We start from the raw sequence: 24,376 nt of genomic DNA on the forward strand, positions 1-24,376 counted from the left end.
CGGTAAGGTTACGCCGATGGCGCCGGCCGTCTTCCGCGGCGTCCCGGCCCCGTGTAGAGACGCCGCATGACACGTTCTCACGCTCTGCCCGACGACCCGGCCCTGTGGCGCGACCACGAGGGGCGGCCGACCTTCCGCCATCGCCCGAAGCTGATCGCTCCCGAGATCCAGGTCACCATTGAGGACCGGGATCTCGCCTGGTCGGACGGGCGCCTGATCGGCCGGCTGCCGCTGCACCAGATCGAGAGCGTGCGCCTCGTCTTCCGCCCTGCCAATCTCTACACCCGGCGCTACCGGGTCGAGGTCCGCCAGCGCATGGGCAAGAAGATCTGGTTCTCCAACATTTCCTGGCGCGGCATGGTCGAGATCGAGGCCCATGACGCGGCCTTCGCCGCCTTCGTGCGGGCGCTCTGTGCCAGGATCGGCCAGACCTCGCCGAACGCCCGTTTCATCGCCGGCGAGCCGGCCTGGCGCTACGCGGTCATTGTGGCGATGACCGGCGGTCTCGCCCTGTCGCTCGCCTATCTGGCGGTCCAGGCCATCAGCGCCGTCAACTGGGGGCTGATGGGCCTCGTCGTCTTCATCGGCGGCTACACGATCTGGCAGATGTCACTGTGGCTGACCAAGAACCGGCCCGCCAGTTTCGACCCGCTGGACCCTCCGGCCATCCTGCTGCCCGAGGTCAGTCCGCCTCGGGCCTGAGGGCCATGACCGAGCAGGTCGCATGGCGGACCACATGGGCGGCGTTGGAGCCGAGCAAGTAGGTCGCCAGACGTGGCTTGTGCGACGCCATGACGATGAGATCGGCATGGCAGGCCTGCGCCTCTTCCAGGATCTCGTGATAGGGCCGGCCGATGCGGACCCGCGTCTTGACGCGCTCCTGTGGCAGGCCGGACTTGGCGGCGATGCTGTCCAGGGTGGCGCGGGTCTCGGCCATCTGCGTCTTGTGGAAGTCGGCGGGCAGGTATTCCGCCGCCATGGCCGGCATATCGGGGACCACGGCCAGCAGGGTGATCGCGGCTTCGCCGGCCTCAGCCAGCAGCTTCGCGACTGCGAGGGCCTTCTGTTCGAGGCCAGGCTCGGTGGGGTCGATGGGGCAGAGAATGGATCGGAACATGGCGGTTCTCCCGTGCTGCCCCGTGACATTGCCCGTAAAGACCTTCGCGCTCCTTGATGCCGGTCAAGCCGGGTCCTGCGCCGCACCGCGCAGGGTAAGGGCGTCGCCGACGAGGTCGCGCACGTCCGGGCGCGGTGCGGCGATATAGGGCAGCGGCCGCGATACCGCGATGGCAGTGATGCCGAGGCGTGCGGTCAGAAGCCCGTTCAGCACCCCCTCCCCCAGCTTGGCCGAAAGCTTCGCCGCGAGGCCATGGCCGACGATCTGGTCCAGGACCGTGTCGCCGGCTGCCATGCCACCTGTGACAGCCATGTGGGCCAGGACCTGGCGGACCAGCTTGACCATGCCGAACGTGCCGGGCCGGCCACCATAGACCTCGGCGATCCGCCGGATCAGCCGCACCGCCGTAGCGAAGACCATGGCGAGATCGACCGCCGCCCGCGGACTGACCGCGGTGACAACGGAAACCCTGCGGGCTGCCTCGGCAACAAGCCGCGTCGCCTCGCGGTCGAGCGGCTCAAGAAGCTCGCGCTCGACGATGCGCAGGCGCTGGGCGCCATCGACGATGCCCTCCGCGAAAGCCGCCTGAACGGCAGTCCGGCCGCGTGCCGTGCGGGCATTGCCGGACATGGCGGCGAGGAGATCCGCGGCGACGCGGGCGGCGGCGCGGTCGTCCTTGTCGCGCAGCGCCTGCGCCGCACTTTCGCGCAGGCTGTCGAGCCGGGCAAGGCTGCGCAGGGCGACGATCTCGCGCAACAGCAGGGCGAGTCCGCCCGTGAGGAACAACGCCAGCGCGGCGATCCCGGCCCAGCCGAGCCAGGCGGCGCGGGTGAAGAGGTCATCGATGAGGGAGGAGACCGCGATGCCGAAGGCGAGCGACAGGAGGCCACCGAGACCGGCCCAGAACAGCCGCGTCCACAGGCTCGCCCGGGCGGGCGGCGGCGCGGCTTCTGCGGCGATCACCGCCTCGGTTCGGCGGTCCTCGACCGGCGCATCGCTCGGCGGCGCGATCTCCACCGCGTCGGAATCGAGCCGGAAGACCTGCGGCTTGGAGGTCGGGGCCTTGCTCATGCCAGGCGGTCTCCGATGAGAAACTCGACCGCCCGGTCGAGGCGGATATGCGGCAGGGCCTGGGCGGGATCGGCCTTCGGCGGCAGGAAGCGCACGAAGCGGTAATCCTCGCCACGGAAGGCCTCGGGGCCGGCGAAGAGCCCCGCCGGATCGACTGGCAACTCGCCGGGAAAGACCGCGACCTCACGCAGGCCGTCGAAGGTCTCGCCACCCGCCTGTTCGCTCGGCATCGGCGTTCCGACGATGCAGGCGAGGCTCCGGCCACGCTGGGTGACCGTCGTCTCGCGTGTCGCGCGCAGCGAGGCGAGCGCGATCGGCTCGACGCGCGCGCCGGCGAATTCGGCGCGGCGGATGGCCCGGTCGGTCAGGCGCCTGAGCAGCCCCTCGAGACGGTCATGGCTCGTCTGGTGCAGGTGGTCAGCCTTGGTGGCGGCGAAAAGGATGCGGTCGATCCGGCGCGCCAGCAGCGAGGACAGGATCGAATTGGCGCCGGGACGGAAGGCCGTCAGTACGTCGGCGAGCGCCAGATCGAGGTCGGACAGCGCCGCCGGACCGGCATTCAGCGCCGCGAGTGCATCGACCAGCACCACCTGGCGGTCGAGGGTGGCGAAATGATTGGCATAGAAGGGCATCACCACCAGCCGCTTGTAGCTCTCGAAGCGCTTGTCCATGAGAGCGGCCAGGCTGTCGCCGGCCGGCTCGCGGCCAGCGAGGTCGAGAGGGGCGAAGGTCAGAGCCGGCGAGCCCTCCATCTCTCCCGGCAGCAGGAAACGCCCCGGCGGCAGGGTGGACAGGGACACCCGTTCGTCCCGGCAGGATTTCAGGTAGCGCGTGAACCGGTCGGCGAGGCGCCGGGCCTCGGTCTCGTCGGCCTTGCCGAAGGGATCGGTCTCCGCAGTCGCGGCGAGCCATTCCTGCGCCAGGGCCGCGCGCGGCGGCCGCCGCGCCGCCTCGACGCTGCGCCGCGACCATTCCGCATAGGACTGGGCGAGCAGCGGCAGGTCGAGCAGCCATTCGCCGGGATAGTCGACAATGTCGAGGGTGAGCGTCTTCTCGGTGCCACGCATGAAACCGGAATTTGACGCGAAATCAATCGCTAACCTGATTTCGCTAATGCGCTTTGTTCCCTCGGGCCACTCCCGCGGACCGGTCAGGGTCGCCAGATGGTCCTCATAGGGAAAGCGCGGGACGCCGTCATCGGGCTGCGGTTCGAGACGGACGCGGGCGATCCGCCCCTGCGCCTGTGCCTCGAAGACCGGCCAGCGCGCGGCTGTCAGCAGGCCGTGGACGAGGGCGGTGATGAACACCGTCTTGCCGGAGCGCGACAGGCCGGTGACGCCGAGGCGCAGGGTCGGATTGACCCAGTCGGTCGCATAGGCCGCGATGGAGCGCGCCGCGAGCCGCGTCTCGTTGATCCAGCCTGTCCAGACCATCTATTCGGCCTCGCTGTCGAGGTCGCGGGGCACCGTGAAGGACACAAGCGTGCCGCAGCGGGGGCCGAGATCGCGCCAGTCGTCGATGGCACAGTCGATCACCGCGAGGCCTCCGGTCGGGAATTTGCGCGACAGGCGGCGTCGCTGGTCGGCGGGGCCGTCGGCGACGAGGTCGCCGCACAGGGTCTCGATGCCGGGATTATGACCGACGAGCAGGAGGGTACCGACCTCGTCCGGCGTCTCGCGGATGACGTTGGCGAGTTGGTAGGCTGGCGCTTCGTAGATCCGTCTGTCCTGCGCGCCTGGGGGAAGCTGGAGGAAGCCAGCCCTCGCCAGCGCCCAGGTCTCTACAGTGCGGGCGGCGGGCGAAACGATCACCTGAGCCGGGACGAGCCCGCGATCGACCAGCAGCTGCCCCATCAGCGGGGCGGCACGACGACCGCGTGCCGCGAGCGGGCGTTCGAAATCGCGCATGCCGTCCGGCCAGTCCGACTTGGTGTGCCTGAACAGGATCAGCCGGCGCATCGCATCCCCCTCAACGCCTCCCATGTGCCCCCTCGCCGGTGCAGGGGCAAGGGCTCGCCTTCACCCGGCGGACCGCGGCCGGCGTTCCGACCAGATGAGATAGAGGCCGCTGAAGACGATGATGGCGGCACCGAGGAAGACGTGGGGGCCCGGCATGACCGAGAAGATGAACCAGCCGGCAGCGACCGACCAGAGGAGCTGGGTGTATTGCACTGGCGCCGAAACCGAGGCCGAGGCGAAGCGGAAGGCCATGAGCATGAAGGACTGGGCGACGAGTTGAATGACGGCGTTAAGCCCGATCACGCCGAGCAGCCAGAGCGGGACGGGCTGCCAGCCGGGAAGCGCGAAGACCAGTGCGATCAGACAGATGAAGAGGTTGAAGTAGAACAGGACGGCCAGCGTGCCCTCGGTCTTGCCGAGAGCCCGGATGGCGACCATGGCGGCGCCCCAGGTGGCAGCGGAGAGTACGGCGAGCAGGGCGGCGATGGACACACCGCCAGGACCGGGACGGATGATCACCAGCGCCCCGAGGAAGCCGATGGCGACGGCGATCCAGCGGTTGAGGCCGACCGGTTCACGCAGCACGAGGCCCGAAAGCGCCACGACGAAGAAGGGCGTGATGAAGAGGATGGCGGTGGCGACGGGGAGATCGAGTTCGCGCAGGGCCTCGAAATAGGCGAAGACCGACACCGCCGAAAGGCTCGCCCTGAACAGATGCGCGCCGGGGCGCCGGGTGACGATGGTGCCGCGCCCCCGCATCATCTGCACGAGGATGATCGGGGTCAGGATGGCGAGACCGAAGGCGCTGCGAATGGCCATGATCTGCCAGCTTGGCAGTTCGGACACGATGATCTTCAGGATCGTGTCGGCCGCCGATATCAGCATGAAGCAGACGAACTGGGCGGCGATGGCGGCGAGGGGGCGCTCGGCCGGCTGAGCAGGCATGGCGCTTGTCTCCGCGCGTCGGCCTGCCATGAAGCCGGATCAGGGCGCCTTGCCAAGCCGGATCGACACATGGGGCCCCTGCAGGGCTGTTGTCCCTGCGGGATGAGGCTTTGGGGGTGGTGCCGACCTGGCCGGGTCAGCCCTGGCGCTCAGGGGTATGGATGACCAGCCCGTTCATGGCCTCGGTGACCTTGATCTGACAGGACAGACGAGAGGTCGGCTTCACGTCGAAGGCGAAATCGAGCATGTCCTCTTCCATGTGGGAGGGTTCGCCGGTCGCGGCCTTCCAGGCGTCGTCGACATAGACGTGACAGGTGGCGCAGGCGCAGGCGCCGCCGCATTCGGCGACAATGCCGGGAATGCCGTTCTTGATAGCGGCTTCCATGACGGTGGCGCCGCTGGCGGCTTCAACCGGACGCTTCTCGCCCGCGTGGTCGATGAAGATGATCTGCGGCATCGGCTCCCTGCCCTTCGCGTGACCTCAGCGGGCGCCCGCAGGGCCCGACACGAAGAAACCGCCGCTTCACCGCGCGGCGGTTCCCATGGGAAATCACATAGCGAAAGGCGTGCCCGTTCGCCAGAGGCCGGCGGGCATGATCGCTTCCCGCCAGACCGCGGCCCGCTCAGGCGGCGCGCAGCAGCGTCGCGATGAAGCCGTTGGCCTCGTTCACCGCATTTTCCAGACGCGCGAGGTCGTCCCAGGCCCGCGATGAGAGATGATCGACCTGGTCGCATTCGACCGCCTCGGCCGCCTGGGCCACCCCGAAGGCGCCGATACCCAGTGCCGAGCCCTTCAGGGTATGGGCCGCTTCCGCCCAGGTCTTGGCGTTGGTGGCATTGCGCAGCCGCTCCAGCATGGTTCGCGACTGGCGCTCAAAGAGTACCAGCACCTCGCGCTCCAGATCGTGATCGCCGAAGGTCTGTCGCGACAGATGGGTGAGATCGACGGGCAGGCTGCTGCCCAGATATTCGTCCGACATGATACGCGCCATTGTCTTGGTGTCCCCTGCTTGACCGATCGCCCGTCCCGGGGCGTGTTTGTCTTCGGGGGAGGTTGTCCTCCCCTCTTCCCTGCAGGTTCACGATGGCGGCGGAGCGGCGAAAACGGAGTTAAAACGCGGCTGACCCTGCCCCCGACCTGGCATTGAGGTTGATCGGTGGTAAATCGTTGCCCGACCGCATCGCATGGGAGAGCTATCGCATGGTTTTCGAACGATCGCGTGGGATCGCCCTGCGCACCACGCTCATCCGGCTGGCTGTCGAACTGGCGCTGTGCACAGCGGTGGGGCTGGTCATCGGCAAGGACCGCATCCTCACGACGGTGGCGGCGCTGATGATGGCGATCTATGTCGCTCGGGCCGTGCTCTGGTTCATCACCGCGGCATCCAACGCGCTTCTGTGGCGCTGGGGGCGCCGCGCGCGCATCGACCGCTTCGCCGAGGCGCTGCAGGCCGTGCGGCTGCCGGTGGATCCGGCGATGCGCGGCACCCGCGACGTGTCGCAGAGCCTGGCGCGCGCCCTATTGTCGCCAGACATCAGCCGCGAGGCCGCAGCCTTCGCCTATTCGACGCAGGGCTTCGTCGAGGCGGTCCATGTCCACACCGATCCCCTGACGGCGGCGATGATCGCCTCCGACATGGCGCGCGGCATGGATCTGCACATCGACCGGACGACCGGCGGGGATGCGGCCCCGCCCTCAGGAGGCTGAGGGGGGCGCGTCGTCGGCGCCCGGCGCGATCACCCGCCGCCCCTCGGCGGTCAGTTTGCAGACGAGCCAGTCGGGCTTCACCGGATTGGCGAACCAGGGCTCGACCCAGCCGGCGGCGAGGCAGGCCCGGATCGTCGCGCGCGGAACCTCCCGCCCCTCGGCATCGAAGAGAGGAAGTTTTCCACCGGGCTGGGCGGCGCCGCGCAGCAGCCAGCGGCGCTGCACGGGAGTGGGTTTCGGCGAGGAAGACGCGAGGGCACCCTGTCCCTTCCGCGCTCTTGCAAGGTGCCCATCATCGGTCATGGTTACCCATCCGTTAACGATGAATCCGAAACTGCGGCTCCGACAGGTTTCAATCCTTAGGACCCCCCGGTAGATTACATGCTGCGGCGGACTGTTGTCTGCCATCCGTTGTCTTTGCGTCCAAGAGGCACTTGGGGCGCGTCGATCCGGGTGGATACAGGGCAGGTCGGCAGTCAAAGGATGCGGGCGACACCATGGCGAACACTCCCAAGAAGGCGCAGGATCCGGCCGAAGCGGCGCTTGCGGCCATCCAGGACGCATTGAACCTGGCCAGCGACGACCAGACCAAGGCGACGGCGCGGACCGCCGGGCGCGAAGCCGGATCGCGCCAGTCGAGCGATTCCATGCGGGTCGACGAGGATCTCTTCGCCGATACGCGCCGCTCCGACCAGGTGGTCTCGCCGTCGCAGCCGCCGGCCAATGACGACCGCCGCGATCTCGCCCAGATGCTCGAGCGCCTGTCGCGGCGCCCCTCGGCAGCGCCGCTGTGGACCGCTGCCCTGCTGTCCCTCGGCTGGCTCGGTGCGGGCCTTGCCATCGCCTCTCGGCTCTACGGCACAACCCTGCCCGACCCCTATGCGCCGCAGACGCTGACGCTGGCGGCGGTGCTGCTGCTGCCGGTCATGTTCTTCTTCGTCATGGGTGCGCTGATCCGCCGCTCGCAGGAAATGCGCATCGTCGCCCAGGGCATGAGCGAGGTCGCGCTGCGGCTCGCCGAGCCCGAGACGGTCGCCCGCGAGGCCGTGGTCTCGGTCGGCCAGGCCATCCGCCGCGAGGTTGCCGCCATGGGCGACGGCGTCGAGCGGGCGCTGGCACGGGCCGGCGAGCTCGAGACCCTCGTCCACAACGAGGTGGCCTCCCTCGAGCGCGCCTACAGCGACAACGAGCTGCGCGTCCGCGCGCTGATCGAGGAACTGGTCACCCAGCGCGAGTCGATCGTCTCCAATGCGGAGCGCGTGCGCGCCTCGATGACCGGCGTCCACGAGCAGGTCGCCAGCCAGATCGCCGATGCCGGCGACCAGCTTGCCCGTCGCATCGACGAATCCGGCATGCGCGTCACCTCCTCGCTCGGCGAGAAGGCCGAGGCGATCACCATGGCGCTCGGCCGGGCCGGCGACACGATGATCGACCAGATCCAGCTGCGCGGCTCCGACATTGTCGATCGCCTCGCCTCGACCAGCGACGAGGTCACCCGCGCCCTGTCGACGACCGGCGACCGCGTCACCTCCGTTCTGACCGATACCGGCAATATCGTCACCGTCACCATGGCCGAGACCGGTACCAGCATGGCGGCGAAGCTGTCCGAGACGGGCACGGCGATGACCCACCATCTCGCCCTGACCAGCGCCGAGATCACGCAGGCCATAGCCTCGCGCTCGGACGACGTATCGGCCCGCCTCAAGGAAACCGGCGAAAGCCTGGTGGCCGAGCTCACCGCCCGCACCGGCGAGGTGTCCCAGACCCTGCGCTCGACCGGCGAGACGCTCATCTCCGAACTCGCCTCCCGCAGCGGCGAGGTGTCATCGACCCTGCGCGAGACCGGCGAGGCGCTGATCACCGAGATGTCGGACCGCGGCGGCTTCGTCACGGCGACCCTCAAGGAGACCGGCGAAAGCATTATCACCGAGCTCTCGACCCGCGGCGACTATGTCGCCTCGACCCTGCGCGACACCGGCGACAACCTCATCATCGAGCTGTCGACCCGCGGCGGCGAGGTCACCACCACGCTGCGCGAGACCGGCGAGGCCTTCGTCTCCGAACTGTCGCTGCGCGGCAACGAGGTCACGAGCCGCCTGAAGGATACCGGCGAGAGCCTCGTCTACGAACTCTCCAGCCGCGGCGGTGAGGTCAATTCCGTGCTGAAGTCGACCGCCGAGACCCTGGTCTACGAGCTGGCGACCCGCGGCGGCGAGGTGACCACGACCCTGCGCGAGACGGGCGAGGCCTTCGTTTCCGAACTGTCACTGCGCGGCAACGAGGTCACCACGCGCCTGCGCGACACCGGCGAGCGCCTGGTCGGCGAACTCACCGAGCGCGGCTCGGAGGTCGTCAACAAGCTCGACTCCACCGGCAGCTATGTCGCCGAGACCATCACCGTACGCGGCGGCGCCCTCGCCGACCGCATCGCCGAGACTGGCGACAAGCTGCACCAGACCGTCACCACCCATGGCGACGAGCTCGACAAGCGCCTGGCGGTGACCGGCCAACTGATCGCCGAGGCCATCACCCAGCGGACCGCGGAAGCCAAGAACGCCATCGGCGACGTGGGCATCCAGGTCGTCGAGAGCCTGACCGAGAAGGCCCAGGACGTGCAGCTTGCCCTTCGGCGGGCCAGCGAGACCGTCACCACCGCCATCTCCGAACGCACCGCCAGCCTGCGCGAGGAGATCGAGCTGGCCGGTACCGACGTGCTGTCGACCTTCGCCAGCCAGGGCACGGACCTGACGCAGCGCATCGGCGACATCGGGGCCCAGGTCACCAATGCCCTGGCCGCCCGCGGCGACGAGGTCACCATCCAGCTGCAGCGCGTCGCTGGCCAGATCACCGAGACCGCCACCGCCCATGGTGAAGCCGTCGTCACCCGCATCGCCCAGAATGTCGTGGCACTCGATGACGCAATCAACCGGCACACGTCCGGCTTCGAGTCCCGCGTCGCGTCCCATGCGGCGCATCTTGAGGATGCAATCGGCCGCTACACCAGTGGCTTCGAGACCAGCGTCGCCGCCCATGCCACAGGCCTAGAGGACGCTTTTGGCCGCTACACCAGCGGCTTTGAGACACGGATCGCCTCCCATGCCGCCAGCATGGAAGACGCCTATTCCCGCTACACCAACGGCTTCGAGACACGGATGGGCGAACAGGCCGCCCAACTCGAGGATGCCTTCATCCGCTACACGTCGGGCTTCGACACCCGGATCAGCCAGCATGCGGTGAACCTGGAGGACGTCATTGTCCGCCACACCTCGCATTTCGAGGGCCGCATCGGCCACTATACGAGCACGCTCGACGAGACGATGGGGCGCCACACGTCGCATTTCGAGGGCCGCGTCGGCCATTATGCGAGCGCGCTCGACGAGACAATGGGACGCCACACGGCGCAGTTCGAGGGCCGCGTGTCGCAGCATGTCACCGGGCTTGACGAAGCCATGCTGCGCCACACCGCCTCCTTCGAGGGCCGCGTCGCCCATTATGCGACGACGCTGGAGGATTCGGTCGGCCGCCACGCCGTCAATCTCGAGGATGCGGTGAACCGCCTCACCGGCGATTTCGAGAGCCGCGTCGGCGCCCATGCCTCGCTCCTGACCGAACAGGTGGCCAACCATACGGCCCTCCTCGATCACAAGCTGACCGGCCACATCTCCGTCCTCGACGAGACGATCTCCGGCAAGGGCATCGCCCTCGCCGACCGGATCGCCAGCGATGCGCGGGAATTCGCCGAGCGGGTGGCCCAGCAGTCAGGCCAGATCACCGATGCCCTCGACGGACGCCTCGCCCGCATCGACCAGGCCCTCGACACCCGCGCCCAGGCCTTCAACGAGACGCTGGCCAGTCGCACCCTCGAACTCGCCAAGGTCCTCGGCGAGGGTGGCAAGGCGGTGACCGAAGCGCTGGAGAACAAGTCGGCAGAGATCACGTTCAACCTGACATCGAAGTCGGACGAGATCACCCATACGCTGACCTCGAAGTCCGACGAGATTGCCAACAATCTCGCGACGCGCTCGGTCGAGATCGCGTCCAATCTGACTTCCAAGTCGGACGAGATCGCCTCGAACCTCACCTCAAAGTCGGACGAGCTGGCCCGCCTGCTCAACGACAAGTCTGACCAGATTGTCTTCAACCTGACCTCGCGGTCCGAGGAAATGGCGCGCAACCTCGCAACGACCTCCGAGGACATCGCGCAGACCCTCGCGGCCCGCTCCGAGGACATCACGCGAATCCTGTCCGACAAGTCGGCCGACGTGACGTACACGCTCGCCTCGAAGTCCGGCGAGATTACGCGCCTCCTCACGGACAAGTCGGAGGAGGTCGCCTATTCGCTGGCGGCCAAGTCCGATGAGATCACCCGCCTGCTGTCGGACAAGTCGATCGAGGTCACCTATACGCTGACGTCGAAATCCGACGAGATCACCCGTCTGCTCAGCGAGAAGTCGGACGAGGTGACCTATACGCTCACCGCCAAGTCGGACCTCATCACCGCAACGCTTTCGGACAAGGCTGACGAGATCAACCGCACGCTCGGCGGTCGCGCGCTGGAAGTGGCCGAGACCCTCGACACCCGCGTGGCCCGCTTCGAGGAGGTTGTCGTCGGCCGGCTGGAATCGGTCTCGCAGACCCTCGATGCCCGCGGCTCGCATATCGCTGAGACGCTCACCGACAAGGTCGAAGCGGTCACACTGACGCTGCGCGCCAATGCGGACGACGTGGAACGCACCCTGTCCACGATCTCCAACGACATCACGCAGGGCCTGTCGACCCGCGTCAACGAGATCAACGCCGTCCTCGGCGCCCGCTCGGCCGAACTCGCCTCGCTGCTCGACGATCGCGGCAGCAACCTCATCACCCGCCTTGGCGACAATGGCCTGCAGATCACCAACGAGGTCAGCCGCGTCGGCGACATCGTGGTCCGTGCGCTGGAGAACCGCGGGGGCGCGATCACCGAGGTCATCGGCCAGAAGGGTGCGGAAATCACCCGCGTCCTGTCGCAGACCGGCATCGACGTCACCCGCGGCATTTCCGACTCCAGCGAGCAGGCTGCCCGCATCCTGTCGGAAAGCTCGGAACTGCTGCGCAACCGGATCGAGACGGACACCCGTGAATCGGTGCTCGCTCTGACCGCCACCAACGAGCAACTGCGCGGCGAGATCGCGTCGGTCCTCGCCCGCCTCGGCGAGACCAACGGGTCGATCCGCGAGGTCGCAGCCCAGACGGAGCAGTCGCTGGCGGCGATCAACGACCAGCTGGGTGAGAGAATCGGTCAGTTCGCGTCCTCGGCGGAGACCGCCTCGACCGCGGCGGAAACCTCGACCCGGATGCTCAACGGCCAGATCGGCCAGCTGACCAATGTCGCCGGCACCGTCCTGCGTGACGTTTCCTCGCTGACCGAGCGCTTTGACAACCAGGCACGCCTCCTCGGGGCGGCGGCGGAACAGGTGGAGGAGATGCAGCAGCGTCTCGACGCCTCCTTCGATGCCCGTCGCGAGGTCATCGAGGCGCTGGTCCACCACCTCGCCTCCAAGACCGAGGACATGGACAACCTGGTGAAGAGCTTCACCGGCCTCCTCGACGACAATCTTGGCCTCGCCGAGAATCGCGCCCGCGAGATCGGTCGCGTCCTGGTCGAATCGACCAACCAGACGACGCAGGCGATCGGCGAGCAGGCGGAAACGCTGCGCCTCGCCACGGGCAAGGAGCGCGAGCGCACCACCCATGCCATGCGCTCGGCCTATGAGCAGGCGACACACGAGATGCACGCGCTGTTCCGCGAGGCCGCCGAGCGTTTCGAGACCCTGACTTCGGGGATGAAGGCGATGAGCAGCGAGATCCAGCGGGAGCTCGCGGAGACGCGGGACCAGCTGTCGCGCGGCATGATCGAGATCCCGAAAGAGACGCAGGAAAACGCCGCGGCGATGCGGCGCGTGGTGGCCGACCAGATCAAGGCTCTCGCCGAACTGAACGACATCGTCGCCAAGTCGGGCCGGGCCTTCGATGTCACCGAGCCCTCGCCGGCAGCCTCCCGTCGCGCGGCCCGCGAGGATGCCCCGCTGCCGCTGCGCGGTGGTATCGCCGACCTGCCGCGCACAGAACAGCGCGCCGAGCCGGTCCGCGAGGTCCCCAAGGCCCGGATCGCCGAGCCGCGGACGCCCGAGCCGCGACGCGAGGCCGCGGTCCGCACCGAGGCTCCGGCCCGCACGGAAGCAACGACCCGCGCCGAGGTGCCGAAGGCTGCCGACCGTTCCGGCGGCTGGCTGTCGGACCTCCTGGCACGGGCATCAACCGAAGACCAGGCCGGACAGCCGATGCGCCCGGCGCAGCGCCGGACCCCTGCCCCGACCGCGCTCGACAACCTCGACGCGCTGTCATCCGACATCGCGCGGATGGTGGAACACGAGGCCGTCGCCGACCTGTGGGATCGCTGGCGCCGCGGCGAGAGGAACGTCTTCTCGCGCCGGCTCTATACGACCCAGGGCCAGCAGACCTTCGACGAACTGCGTCGCCGCTATCGCCGCGACACCGAATTCCGCGAGACGGTGGACCGCTATGTCGACGAGTTCCAGCGGCTCCTGGCCGATGTCGACCGCAACGACCGCGACGGGTCGCTCGCCAAGTCCTACCTGACCTCGGAAACCGGCAAGGTCTTCACGCTCCTCGCTCATGCTAGCGGCCGCTTCGACTGAGGCGGGCCCAAAAGACTCATCAAAAAGGGCGCCGCGCGGCGCCCTTTTTCTTCGGCGAGAGGCAGATACCGGGGCGCGAGCAACAGCCGGTCGCGCGATCGTCAGACCTGGCCTGTCGACCAGAGCACGATCTCGCGCATCAGGCTCTGCACGGCACCGTTGAAGGCAGCTGAGACGTTGATCGCGTCGGTTCCGGCGGCGGGTGCACGGGCCGAGAAGACGCGGCCGGAAAGGATACGTCCCGAGCGGTCGTTGACGAGCTTCACGGACATCTCGACCACCACTTCGGTGGAGCCGGTGACCACGACCTCGAAGGCACGGACGTCCGCCAGCAATTGCCAGTCGGAGGCCAGTCGATCGCCGGGACGGCCGACGGATCGCAACCGGTTGGCGTTCTCGAAGGACTGGATGAGCCGCGCCTGCAGCAGCTTGGGCAGACGATCGGCCCAATTGCCGTCGGTCAGATAGGAATAGGCACCGCCGGGACCGCGCACCGCGATGCGCTCGGTATCGAGGCTGGCAATGGCCTTGGGCTCGACGACAAGCAACTGGCCGCGGACGGCACCGGCCCGCGTCGGGAAGGTGGAGGGGGCCGAAATGTCGAAGCTGCGGGGAACGCTGGAGGACGATGCACAGCCGCCGAGGGCCAGCGCGAGCACCAGCGTGGCCGCAAGCCCCGTCGACCGCCCTGCCCGCCTCGATCCCGTTCCGTCGCCGTTGTGCTGCACGCCCGAACCTTCAGTTTCGCCCTAGCGGCGATTGTATTCGGGCACGCCCGATCCGCCGAAGATGAACCTCTGCGGGTTGCGCTCCAGCGAGCGCAATGTCCGTTCGAGCTCCGTCAGCGTCCGCCGACCATCGGTCGACAGCGACTGAATATCGCGGATCGTGCGATCCGTGAAGCCGGAGATCGAGGTCGTCAGCTGGGCCGTGCGGGAGTCGAGCCGTTCGGCGAGTGTGCGCACCGACCGCGCCGTCGCAGTGAACTCGGCAAACATATTGTTGGTTCCATCACCGGCGAAGCTCTTCAGCAGCCCGTCGATCCGGTCGGCCATGGCGTTGAGCTTGCCGGAGACCTCGCCGGCATTTTTCAGCAGGAGGTCGACATTGGCGGAATTGTCGCCGAGTGCCTGGGTGAAGCGATCGATATTGGCCATGGCCCGGCCAATGCGCTCGCTATCCAGGGACTGGATGACCCGGTCGGCCCCGGCGAGGGTGCGGTTGAGGGCGCGCACGTCGAAAGTGGCGGCGACCTCGTTGACGGTGCCGAGCGTCTGGGTGAGCGAGCCGGCGGCCTGGCGTGCATCGCGCAGGAGGTCGGCGAAACTCTGGCTCTGGGCATTGAGGCCGGCGGTCAGCTCGTCGACATTGCGCAGGATCGAGGTGATGCGACCGGGCTGCGCGCCCTCCATCATGCCTTCGATCTGCGTCGTGACCCGGTCGAGTCGCTGGGCGAGGGCCGCGATCTGCCGGGCCGCCTCGCCGGTCTGGCTGAGGAAATTGCGGACATTGTCAGTATTGTCGCCGAGCGCCGCGGTGAATCTCTCGACATTCTCGAGGCTGCGCTGGAACGAGCCCTGGCCGCCGGCGATGACGCCGTCGAGACGCTCCACCAGCCCGTTCAGCGTGTTCATCGTCTGCTGGGCGCTGGACATGATGTCGGAGCCGCCGGGCACGTCGGGGCCGATCTGCGGCGGCGGCGCGCCGGCAGAGCGCGACAGTGGCTGGGGCGTTTCAGGCCCATTGGAGAGGCCGACCGAGGCGATGCCCGACAGAAGCTGGACATTCAGTCTGGCACGGGTGGCCGAGGAGACCGGCGTCCCCGGCTGGAGGGCGACGACGGCGACGACCTTGCGCGGATCGTCACGGTCGATGTCGATGCGCCGGACCTCGCCCCTGCGGATGCCGTTGAAAAAGACCGCCGAACCGGTGCGCAGGCCGCCGACAGGCCCGGTGAAGACGACACGGAAATCCTCGCGGTTGCTGCTGTCGCCGACACGCAGGAACCACCAGATGAACAGGCCGAACGCCGCCAGAATGCCCAGCGTGAACAGGCCGATCAACGTCGTGTTGGCCTTGGTTTCCATGCGCCTGGGCTCATTCCTTCACGCCTTGACCCGGGCGGCACGGGCGCGTTCGCCGCCGAAATACTTCTTCAGCCAGGGATGTGGATGGCGGAGCATATCCTCCATCGTCCCCGTGGCGATGACCTTGCCTTCGGCGAGCGCCGCGATGCGATCGCAGATTCGCGCCAGGCTATCGAGATCGTGGGTGACCATATACACCGTCAGGCCCAGAGTGTCGCGTAACGTCCTGATGAGCGTGTCGAATTCCTCGGCGCCGATCGGGTCGAGGCCGGAGGTCGGCTCGTCGAGGAAGACGATCTCCGGATCGAGAGCGAGGGCCCGGGCCAGCGCGGCACGCTTGATCATGCCGCCCGAGAGTTCGGAGGGAAATTTGTCGGCGGCATCGGGCCTGAGCCCGACCATGGCGATTTTCAGCCGCGCGATCTCGTCCATCAGCGGCTCGGACAGCTTGAGATATTCGCGCAGCGGCACCTGGATGTTCTGCTTCACGGTCAGCGAGGAGAACAGCGCACCGTGCTGGAACAGGACGCCCCAGCGCCGTTCGATCGCCTTGTGCTCGGCGCGGGAGAGCGTGTCGAGGTCCTGGTCGAAGACGGTGATCTTGCCGCGGCGCTTCGGCACGAGGCCGATGATGCAGCGGGTCAGGACCGACTTGCCGGTGCCCGAGCCGCCGACGACGCCCAGCACTTCGCCGGCATGGACGTCGAGATCGAGACCATCGATGACCAGACGCTCGCCGAAGCCGATGGCGACATCGCGCACCGAGATGATGATGTCGCCGCTCGTATAATCTGCCACGTCAGCCCCTTTCGTCAGTAGCCGAGACTGGCGAAGAAAATGGCGAAGAGACCGTCCAGGACGATGACCAGGAAGATCGCCTTCACCACGGAGGCGGTGGTCTGCTGGCCGAGGCTCTCCGCCGAGCCCTTGACCCGCATGCCCTCGATACAGGCGACCAGGCCGATGATCAGCGCCATGAACGGCGCCTTGATGAGGCCCACCCAGATGTGGCGCTGCGATACCTCTTCCTGCATGCGTGTGAAGAAGATGTCGATCGGGATCTGGCCGTAGAACTGCGCCACCATGGCGCCGCCGGTGATGGCGGAGATATTGCCAATGAAGGTGAGGATCGGCAGGCCGATCACCAGGGCCATCAGGCGCGGCAGGACGAGCACCTCGACGGGGTTGAGGCCCATAACCCTCAGCGCGTCGATTTCCTCGCGCATCTTCATCGAGCCGATCTCGGCGGTGAAGGCCGAGCCGGTGCGCCCCGCCACCATGATCGAGACGATCAGCACGCCGATCTCGCGCAGGGTGAGGATCGAGACGAGGTCGACGACGTAGGTGTCGGCGCCGAAATCGCGGAAGAAGAAGATGCCCTGCTGGGCGATGATCCCGCCGATGAGGAAGGTGATGAGCGCCATGATGGGCACGGCCCGGAACGCCACATGGTCGAGTTGGTTGACGACGGCGGCGAGGCGGAAACGGCCGACACCGGTGAAGATGGATCCGATGGCGGCGACGACCTCGCCGAAGAACGAGACCAGTGCCACGAGGTCGCGGCCGGCCTCGACCATCTGCTCGCCGATCTTGTCGAGACCCTGGACGATGACGGGCTTGGGCTTGGCCGGTGGCGGCGCCGGCTCGGCGAGGCCGTCGGCGATCTCGGCATAGATGGCAGCGGCGGCCTGCGACAGCCCTGCCCGCTGCACCGGGATTCCGCGCGCGCCGAAGGCCATCTCGATCCCGCGCACCAATGTGCCGCCGAGCGTGTCGAGGCGCTGGACGGCGGTGAAGTCGAGCAGCACGCTCTGCGGCGATCCGCCTTGGGCAATGAGGCTGGCGACACGGGGCTCCATGTCGCCGGCGGTTTCGGCGGTCCAGGCCCCGCCGAGGGCGACCGTCAGGCGGCTGCCGTCCACTTTGCTCGCCAGTTGGGCTTCAGGCACGAGGCTCTTCCTGCTCACGGCCGCGATTTTCGATAAGTCGCATGCGCCGGTCCAACTTGGCACGCGCCCTCGGTCCCTCCATAAAGGACCCGCCCGGCGCCGTCGAGGTCGCCGTCCCTTTCATTCTCCGCTGCAGGCCGCCTCATGGAACTCGCCAAGCCCTATCTCCTCTTCCTCGGGGACGTCCACGACCAGCTCGCTGCCAAGACCGCGCAGGGAATCGTCGACTGGCGCCGCGACTGGTGCGTCGGCCAGGTGCGACTGGACGGCTGCAAGGCGGATACGGGCCTGAAGGACATGTCGATCAGCCAGGGCGCCAAGGCCGGCGCCAAGACCTTGGTGGTCGGTGTGGTCAATGCCGGCGGCGTGCTCCCCGAGCACTGGATTGCCAGCATCGTCGAGGCGATCGAGGCGGGCATGGACATCGCCACCGGCCTGCATGCCAAGCTCTCGGACGTTCCGAAGATCGCCGCCGCCGCCAAGAAACACGGCCGGCAGTTGCACGACGTGCGCCACCCCAAGCAGACCTTCGCCACCGGCAAGGGCGGCCTGCGCGCGGGCAAGCGGCTGCTGACGGTCGGCACCGACTGTTCCGTCGGCAAGAAATACACGGCGCTGGCCATGGAGAAGGGCATGCGCGAACGCGGCTTCGACGCCGATTTCCGCGCCACGGGCCAGACCGGCATCTTCATCTCCGGCCGCGGTGTCGCCGTGGACGCGGTGGTGGCGGATTTCATCGCGGGTGCCGCCGAGTGGCTGACCCCGGCCGCCGATCCGCTGCACTGGGATGTGGTCGAGGGTCAGGGCTCGCTGTTCCACCCCTCCTTCGCCGGGGTGACGCTCGGACTGCTGCACGGCGCCCAGCCCGACGCCTTCATCGTCTGCCACGAGCCGACGCGGCGCACCATGCGCGGCGTGCAGACGCCGCTGCCCTCCATCGATGAGGTGATCGAGCAGACGGTCAATCTCGGCCGCCTGACCAATCCGGCGATCATCTGCACCGGCCTGTCGATCAACACCGAGCACCTCTCGGAGGACCAGGCCTTCACCTATCTGGACCGGCTGTCCCGCGAATATGAACTGCCGGCGACGGACCCGGTGCGTTTCGGCGTCGAGCCGCTGGTGGACGCCCTCGCCGAGCTCTATGGCGAACCTGAGCCGAAGCCGAAAAAGGCCAAGACCTCCGCCCGCCGGGCGAACTGAGGGCGTCCCGAACCATGGCCTCCCGTGAACTGACAGTCCGCACCGAACGCTGGCCGATCGCCGGCACCTTCACCATCTCGCGCGGCTCGCGCACCGAGGCGGTGGTGGTCGTCTGCGAGATCCGCGAGGGAGCCGCTATCGGCCGTGCTGAATGCGTGCCCTATCCGCGCTACGGCGAATCAGTCGACGGGGTCGCCGCCGATATCGAGGCGATGGTCGACGCGCTCGACGATGGCCTCGACCGCCAGGGCCTCCTCACCGCCATGAAGCCGGGCGCGGCGCGCAACGCCGTGGACTGCGCGCTGTGGGACCTGGAAGCCAAACTCGCCGGCAAGCGCGCCTGGGACCTCGCGGGTCTGCCGGCGCCGAAGCCGCTGACGACGGTCTATACGATCTCGCTGTCCTCGCCCGAGGAGATGGCCGAGCAGGCGGCCCGCTGCGGCCGCCCGCATCTCAAGATCAAGCTTGGCGGCGAAGGCGACGCCGACCGCCTCGCCGCCATCCGCGCCGCCGTGCCCGAGGCAACGCTCGTCATCGACGCCAACGAGGGCTGGACCCCCGCCAACCTCGCGGCGAACCTTGCGGTCTGCGAGCGCTTCCGCATCGCGCTGGTGGAGCAGCCCCTGCCCGCCTCCGACGACGAGGCGCTGCGGCATGTGCGCCGTCCCATCCCGATCTGTGCCGACGAGAGCGTCCACGACCGTCCTTCGCTGGCCAAGCTCGCCGGCAAATATGACGCTATCAACGTCAAGCTCGACAAGACCGGCGGCCTCACCGAGGCCTTCCTGCTCGTCGCCGAGGCGGAGAAGCTCGGCCTCAAAATCATGACGGGGTGCATGCTCGGCACGTCGCTGTCCATGGCGCCGGCCACCCTCATCGCCCAGCGGTCGTTCCTGGTCGATCTCGACGGGCCGCTCCTGCTGCGCGAGGACAGGCCGGAGGGCCTGCGGTACGAGGGCGCCACCGTCTATCCGCCGACGCCCTCGCTCTGGGGCTGAGCCGGGGCTGTGGGGCGCGGCACGGGCATGGTCCTGGCGATGGCGGTGACGAGGAGGCCGGCGACGCAGAGGCCGCCCATGGCCAGATAGGCGGAGGCGCCAACCCGAGCGTAGAGATAGCCGGCAATCAGCGTCGCCAGAGCCATGGCGCCGCCGATGGCGACTGAGACGGTACCCTGTCCGCTTGCGCGCTGATGGGCCGGAAGGCGCGCGGCGAGATAGGACATCGTGCCCAGATGGACGAGGCCGAAGCCCGCGGCGTGCAGAACCTGCAGCGGCCCGTTGATCCAGAGCGGAGGGTCGAGCGCCATCAGCGCCCAGCGCAGCAGGCCGCCGGCGCCGCCGATCAGCAGGAAGGTCGTCGGCCGCCAGTCGCGGGTGAAGCGGGTCGCCACCCAGAACATGACGATTTCCGCGAGCACCGCGACCGCCCAAAGCACACCGACCGTGAAGCCGGAATAGCCGAGCGACTTCCAGTGGATCGAAGCGAAGCCGTAATAGACCGCGTGGCTCGCCTGCAGCAGCGCCGCGGCGATCATGATGAGGACGAAGCGCCGGTTGAAGAAGCCCGGTCCGGACGGCGCCACCGAACGGTCGCGGCGGTCGTGGACCAGCATGAGCGAAGCGATCACCAGCGGGATCAGGCTGGCCCAGATCATCCAGACGATCCAGTCGGGCGCGATCAGTGTGAGAAGCAGGCCGCCGAGGATGTTGGTGACCATGAAGGCGATGGAGCCCCAGACGCGTATCCGGCCATAATCGAGGGTGCGCTTGGCGACACCAGCCAGGCCATAGGCGTCGACCAGCGGCACCAGCGGGCTCCAGACGAGACCGGAAATGATGACGCCAATGAGGATCATCGTGAAGCTGTCGGCGAGGCCGACGCCGATGAACGCTACGGCGGTGGCACAGCAGCAGATGACGATGGCGTAGGACAGCACCCCGGCCTTGTCGGCGAGATAGGTCACCACCGGTGTCGCGATGAGGCGAATGAGCTGGCCGCCGGCCAGAACCATGCCGATCTGCGCATCGGCGAGGCCCTTGGTCTTCAGCCAGAGCGGGAAGAAGGGCTGGTGGAGGCCGAAACCGATGAAGAGGGCGGCATAAAAAAACGCCAGTCGAGACGCGAAACGCTTTGAATCATCCGATTTGGCGGACAGGTCACGGACCATTAAGATTTCATCAGAGAATCGTGTGCATGTCCCTGTTCTAGACCGGGACGTTGCATCCTGCGAGAGCGGACTGACGGATGACCGACGACATCACGCCCCCGTCACGGCTGGCGCCCGTGTCCCTCGCCGAGGCTGATTACGGGGCCATCGAACAGGCCGTCATGGAGACGGCGCGCGGGCGCTGGTTCCTCGCCGAATATGCCAGGCGCAACCGCCATGCCGACACGGTCGCGGTGCTCGACGCCATCGGCAAGCTGGAAAGCGCGGTCGCCGTTCCGCGGGCCGCGCCCGACATCGACCGGGTACGCATGGACATCCGCGAGATGGCCCATGCCATCGCCCGCACCAAGGCCGAGATCGCGGCGATCAAGCCCGAGGGGGTCGATTCGGGAACCGGCCATTTCGAGGATGCGTCGGTCGAGCTCGACGCTATCGTCCAGGCCACCGCCACGGCGACCGGCGATATCCTCAGCGCCGCCGAGACGATCCAGGAGATCGCCTGGACGCTGCGTGAGATGGGCGCCGAGGGCGAGGTCTGCGACCTCATCGATACAAAGACCACCGATATCTACACCGCCTGCTCGTTCCAGGACATTACGGGCCAGCGCACCCGCAAGGTGATCGGCGTCCTGCGGTTTCTTGAGGACCGCATCGATTCGATGATGGCGATCTGGGGCGAGGGTCGCGCGTCGGCCGGCACGCCACTGCGGCCGGTGTCGGAGGAGGCTTCCCTGCTCAACGGGCCGGCCAAGCCCGGCGAGGGCCTGATCCAGTCCGATGTCGATATGATGCTCGATGACGGCCTCTTCGCCGATGCGGCGCCGCAGGCCGCCGCTCCCGCGCTGGCCCAGCCCGCGCCGGTCCCCCAGCCTGCCACGGCCCGCAGTTCCGCCGACGAGGTCCCGCCGACCGCCCGGGCGACCGCTGCGGCGGCTCTGTCCACCTCGGACATGCCGCTGGCCGAGACCCCGCGGGCGCCGCGCGAACCGGAAGCCCCGCTTGCACCGGACCTGCCGCGCATCGAGGATATCGAGAAGCTGAGCTTCATCGAGAAGGTGGCGCTGACAAGCTGAGGCGGCCGGAGCGCCGCCCCCATCCACCAGCTCAGGCGATGAGTTTGGCGAAGAGCGCCGGGTCGATATTGCCACCGGACACGATGGCGGCGACCACCTGACCCTTGACGTCGATCCGACCGGCCAGCAGGGCGGCCAGCGGCACGGCACCCGAGGGCTCGATGACGAGCTTCAGCTCGCGGAAGGCGAAGGCGACCGCCCGCCGCACCTCGTCCTCTGAGACGACGAGGCCACCGGCCACACGTGGCTGGTTGACGGCAAAGGTGAGTTCACCGGGCGTGGCGGCCAGCAGTCCGTCGCAGAGCGAACCGGTGCGCCTGACATTCGCCACACGCTCGCCGCCAGCGAAGGAACGCGCGTGGTCGTCGAAGCCCTCGGGCTCGACCGAATAGATCTTGGCGGCCGGCGCCGTCTCGCTCACCACCAGCGCGATGCCGGCGAGAAGACCGCCGCCGGAGCAGCAGACGAGCACCGTATCGGGGGCGAGCCTGGCGGCACTGAGATCCTCCATGATCTCGCATCCGACCGTGCCTTGCCCCGCCATGATGTGGAAATCGTCATAGGGCGGCACGACGATGGCGCCGCGGGAGGCGGCAATGTCGCGCGCCATGGCTTCGCGGTCGTCCTTCTCGCGGTCGAAGAGCACAACCTCGGCACCCGCCGCGGCGGTGCGCTCGCGCTTCAGGACCGGTGAATCCTTCGGCATCAGGATCGTCGCGCGGATGCCGAGCAACTGGGCGGCCGTGGCGACGCCCTGGGCGTGGTTGCCGGAGGACATGGCGACGACGCCGATGGCCTTGCGGTCCGCGGGAATCCGGGCGAGGCGGTTATAGGCGCCGCGGAACTTGAACGAGCCGGTCCGCTGCAGCGATTCGACCTTGAGGAAGACGCGCCCGCCGGTGATGGCGTCAAGTTCGTGGGAGGTGACGAGCGGGGTGCGGCGCACGACGCCGGCGATCAGGCGGGCGGCATCGGCGACGTCGGCGGCGGTGGGCAGCACGGGCATGACGGTTTCCTCGAACTCCAGGCAAAGCCTTATGCGTGAGGCTGCGGTCCCGCGGCAAGCCAGGCTTTGTCGGAGGTTTGATCCTGGAGGGTCATGGGAGGTGTGCGGCGATCCATCCCCTCCGGCGGCCTCGCCATCGTGCGGAAGTGCCGCTAGACACGCAAACGGAGAGTTTCGCGTGACCGACGCCCCTGCACGACAGATCCCCGCCGAGGGCCATGCCGCCCGCCCGCTGCGCGTGCTCATCCTGATGAGCCGGACCGGCGGCGGCCATATCGCCAGTGCGCGGGCGCTGGAGGCCGAGTTCCATGTCCAGCGACCCGATGCCCGGATCACTATCGTCGATCTTCTCACCGACCATGTCGCCTTTCCCTTCTCGCGAATGCCGGCAACCTATGATTCGGTGGTCAACCACACGCCCCGCCTGTGGCACGCCATGTGGCGGCTGACGGCGCTCGCGCCGGTCGGGCGCTCCTCGGCGGCGGTGGTACGACGGCTGTCGCGCACCCGGATCGAGGCGCTGCTGCGGACCAGCGCACCGGACCTGGTGATCTCCGTCCACCCGCTGGTGAACCACCTGGTGCTCCCGGTGCTCGAGCGGGTGGCCCCGCGCATCCCCTTCGTCACGGTGGTCACCGATCTCGGCGGCATCCATCCCCTGTGGCTGCATCCGCGCAACGCCGCGGTCTACCTGCCCACGGAGCGGGCGGTGGAACTGGCCGTGGCGCGCGGCCTCCCGCGTGCGCGCCTGCACGCCCACGGCCTGCCGATCCGCGCGGATTTCGCCAGGGCGGCAGCCGAACGCGGCGACAGTCGCCGGGCCTTCGGCCTCGACCCAGGCCTGCCGGTCATTCTCGTCATGGGTGGCGGCGGCGGCATCGGTCCGATGGAGGCGATCGTCGCGGCGACAGCGGACGCGCTGTCCGCCGCTGCCCCCGGTGGGCCGGCCGCGCAGATCGCGGTCGTCTGCGCCAGCAACGGCGCGCTGCAGGCGCGGCTCGCGGCGGCGAACTGGCCGGTACCGGTGACGGCTCTCGGCTATGTCGACCGCATGAGCGACCTGATGGAGGCCTCCGACCTCCTCGTCACCAAGGCCGGCCCGGGCACCATCGCGGAGGCGAGCATCCGCGGCCTGCCGATGATCCTCTACGGGTTCATTCCCGGCCAGGAGGGCGCCAATGTCGACCATGTCGTCGAGGCTGGCGCGGGTCTCTTCGAGCCCAGGGTCGCAGCCCTGGCCGAGAGGGCGGCGCAGTTGGTCACGGCCGATCGCGACAGCCTCGCCGTGATGGCAGAGCGGGCCAGGGCGCTCGGCCGCGCCCGCGCCACCCAGGACATCGTCGCGTCCATCCTCGCGGACGTGCTGGCACGCTGACCCTCGGCGCCGCTCC

21 protein-coding genes are annotated in these 24,376 nt (G+C 68.2%); 7 read left to right on the forward strand and 14 right to left on the reverse strand.

Annotation, left to right across the window (positions count from 1 at the left end):
• The first annotated feature begins 66 nt into the window (after positions 1-66).
• Complete coding sequence (locus Q0C57_RS01040) at positions 67-702, forward strand: hypothetical protein (RefSeq protein ID WP_296570817.1); 636 nt, start codon at positions 67-69, stop codon at positions 700-702.
• On the opposite strand, the gene Q0C57_RS01045 is transcribed toward Q0C57_RS01040, so the two are convergent.
• The 7 genes from Q0C57_RS01045 to Q0C57_RS01075 all read right to left on the reverse strand — a co-directional run bounded on the left by Q0C57_RS01045 (position 683) and on the right by Q0C57_RS01075 (position 6,083).
• Positions 683-1,117 carry a universal stress protein gene (locus Q0C57_RS01045; RefSeq protein ID WP_296570818.1) on the reverse strand — a complete coding sequence of 145 codons (435 nt, stop codon included), beginning with the start codon at positions 1,115-1,117 and terminating at the stop codon, positions 683-685. The genes Q0C57_RS01040 and Q0C57_RS01045 overlap by 20 nt on opposite strands.
• 63 nt (positions 1,118-1,180) lie before the next feature.
• On the reverse strand, positions 1,181-2,188 hold the full coding sequence (locus tag Q0C57_RS01050) for a YcjF family protein (RefSeq protein WP_296570821.1): 1,008 nt from the start codon (positions 2,186-2,188) through the stop codon (positions 1,181-1,183).
• Entirely contained in the window at positions 2,185-3,621 is a 1,437-nt protein-coding gene (locus Q0C57_RS01055; protein WP_296570823.1) for a YcjX family protein, read from the reverse strand. Before Q0C57_RS01055 ends, Q0C57_RS01050 begins: the two co-directional genes overlap by 4 nt.
• Positions 3,622-4,146: a histidine phosphatase family protein gene (locus Q0C57_RS01060; RefSeq protein WP_296570825.1), complete on the reverse strand. Its 525-nt coding sequence runs from the start codon at positions 4,144-4,146 to the stop codon at positions 3,622-3,624.
• A 60-nt stretch (positions 4,147-4,206) separates the two neighbouring features.
• A complete protein-coding gene (locus Q0C57_RS01065) occupies positions 4,207-5,091 on the reverse strand; it encodes a DMT family transporter (RefSeq protein ID WP_296570827.1) in 885 nt (294 codons plus the stop codon).
• Between the two features lie 136 nt (positions 5,092-5,227).
• Entirely contained in the window at positions 5,228-5,548 is a 321-nt protein-coding gene (locus tag Q0C57_RS01070; protein WP_296570829.1) for a 2Fe-2S iron-sulfur cluster-binding protein, read from the reverse strand.
• Between the two features lie 166 nt (positions 5,549-5,714).
• Positions 5,715-6,083, reverse strand: a complete 369-nt coding sequence (locus tag Q0C57_RS01075; RefSeq protein WP_296570832.1) for an Hpt domain-containing protein — start codon at positions 6,081-6,083, stop codon at positions 5,715-5,717.
• Positions 6,084-6,292: 209 nt separating this feature from the next.
• On the opposite strand from Q0C57_RS01075, the gene Q0C57_RS01080 reads away from it, so the two are divergent.
• Positions 6,293-6,799 carry a hypothetical protein gene (locus Q0C57_RS01080; protein WP_296570834.1) on the forward strand — a complete coding sequence of 169 codons (507 nt, stop codon included), beginning with the start codon at positions 6,293-6,295 and terminating at the stop codon, positions 6,797-6,799.
• Here the strand turns inward: Q0C57_RS01080 and Q0C57_RS01085 are convergent.
• Entirely contained in the window at positions 6,788-7,102 is a 315-nt protein-coding gene (locus Q0C57_RS01085; protein ID WP_296570835.1) for a hypothetical protein, read from the reverse strand. The two genes, Q0C57_RS01080 and Q0C57_RS01085, sit on opposite strands and share 12 nt — an antisense overlap.
• 194 nt (positions 7,103-7,296) lie before the next feature.
• Here Q0C57_RS01085 and Q0C57_RS01090 point away from each other — a divergent pair, with 194 nt between their 5' ends.
• Positions 7,297-13,497: a hypothetical protein gene (locus Q0C57_RS01090; RefSeq protein ID WP_296570837.1), complete on the forward strand. Its 6,201-nt coding sequence runs from the start codon at positions 7,297-7,299 to the stop codon at positions 13,495-13,497.
• Positions 13,498-13,598: 101 nt separating this feature from the next.
• On the opposite strand, the gene Q0C57_RS01095 is transcribed toward Q0C57_RS01090, so the two are convergent.
• Genes Q0C57_RS01095 through Q0C57_RS01110 form a run of 4 tightly spaced genes read right to left on the reverse strand, consistent with a single transcriptional unit; the run spans position 13,599 to position 17,533 of the window.
• Positions 13,599-14,225, reverse strand: coding sequence for an ABC-type transport auxiliary lipoprotein family protein (locus Q0C57_RS01095; protein ID WP_296570839.1), 627 nt, complete (start codon positions 14,223-14,225; stop codon positions 13,599-13,601).
• 21 nt (positions 14,226-14,246) lie between these two features.
• A complete protein-coding gene (locus Q0C57_RS01100) occupies positions 14,247-15,584 on the reverse strand; it encodes an MlaD family protein (RefSeq protein ID WP_296570840.1) in 1,338 nt (445 codons plus the stop codon).
• Between the two features lie 18 nt (positions 15,585-15,602).
• Entirely contained in the window at positions 15,603-16,382 is a 780-nt protein-coding gene (locus tag Q0C57_RS01105) for an ABC transporter ATP-binding protein (protein WP_296570841.1), read from the reverse strand.
• Between the two features lie 14 nt (positions 16,383-16,396).
• A complete protein-coding gene (locus Q0C57_RS01110) occupies positions 16,397-17,533 on the reverse strand; it encodes an ABC transporter permease (RefSeq protein ID WP_296570843.1) in 1,137 nt (378 codons plus the stop codon).
• A gap of 144 nt (positions 17,534-17,677) precedes the next feature.
• Here Q0C57_RS01110 and dgcN point away from each other — a divergent pair, with 144 nt between their 5' ends.
• Entirely contained in the window at positions 17,678-18,736 is a 1,059-nt protein-coding gene (gene dgcN, locus Q0C57_RS01115; RefSeq protein ID WP_296570844.1) for an N-acetyltransferase DgcN, read from the forward strand.
• Between the two features lie 14 nt (positions 18,737-18,750).
• Positions 18,751-19,734 (forward strand): N-acetyl-D-Glu racemase DgcA, encoded by a 984-nt coding sequence (gene dgcA, locus Q0C57_RS01120; RefSeq protein WP_296570846.1) that lies wholly within the window; start codon positions 18,751-18,753, stop codon positions 19,732-19,734.
• Here dgcA and Q0C57_RS01125 read toward each other — a convergent pair.
• Positions 19,704-20,906: an MFS transporter gene (locus Q0C57_RS01125; protein ID WP_296570849.1), complete on the reverse strand. Its 1,203-nt coding sequence runs from the start codon at positions 20,904-20,906 to the stop codon at positions 19,704-19,706. The two genes, dgcA and Q0C57_RS01125, sit on opposite strands and share 31 nt — an antisense overlap.
• A 77-nt stretch (positions 20,907-20,983) precedes the next feature.
• On the opposite strand from Q0C57_RS01125, the gene Q0C57_RS01130 reads away from it, so the two are divergent.
• The gene (locus tag Q0C57_RS01130; RefSeq protein ID WP_296570851.1) at positions 20,984-21,979 is read left to right on the forward strand and encodes a hypothetical protein; all 996 of its coding nucleotides are present in this window, start codon (positions 20,984-20,986) and stop codon (positions 21,977-21,979) included.
• Positions 21,980-22,010: 31 nt separating this feature from the next.
• Here the strand turns inward: Q0C57_RS01130 and Q0C57_RS01135 are convergent, their stop codons facing one another.
• Complete coding sequence (locus Q0C57_RS01135; protein WP_296570852.1) at positions 22,011-22,985, reverse strand: threonine/serine dehydratase; 975 nt, start codon at positions 22,983-22,985, stop codon at positions 22,011-22,013.
• A gap of 178 nt (positions 22,986-23,163) precedes the next feature.
• Here Q0C57_RS01135 and Q0C57_RS01140 point away from each other — a divergent pair, with 178 nt between their 5' ends.
• Positions 23,164-24,360, forward strand: coding sequence for a glycosyltransferase (locus Q0C57_RS01140; RefSeq protein WP_296570854.1), 1,197 nt, complete (start codon positions 23,164-23,166; stop codon positions 24,358-24,360).
• The last annotated feature ends 16 nt before the right edge of the window (positions 24,361-24,376 follow it).

The organism is Phreatobacter sp. (assembly GCF_022843985.1).
In the GTDB taxonomy this organism is placed as follows: Bacteria; Pseudomonadota; Alphaproteobacteria; order Rhizobiales; family Phreatobacteraceae; genus Phreatobacter.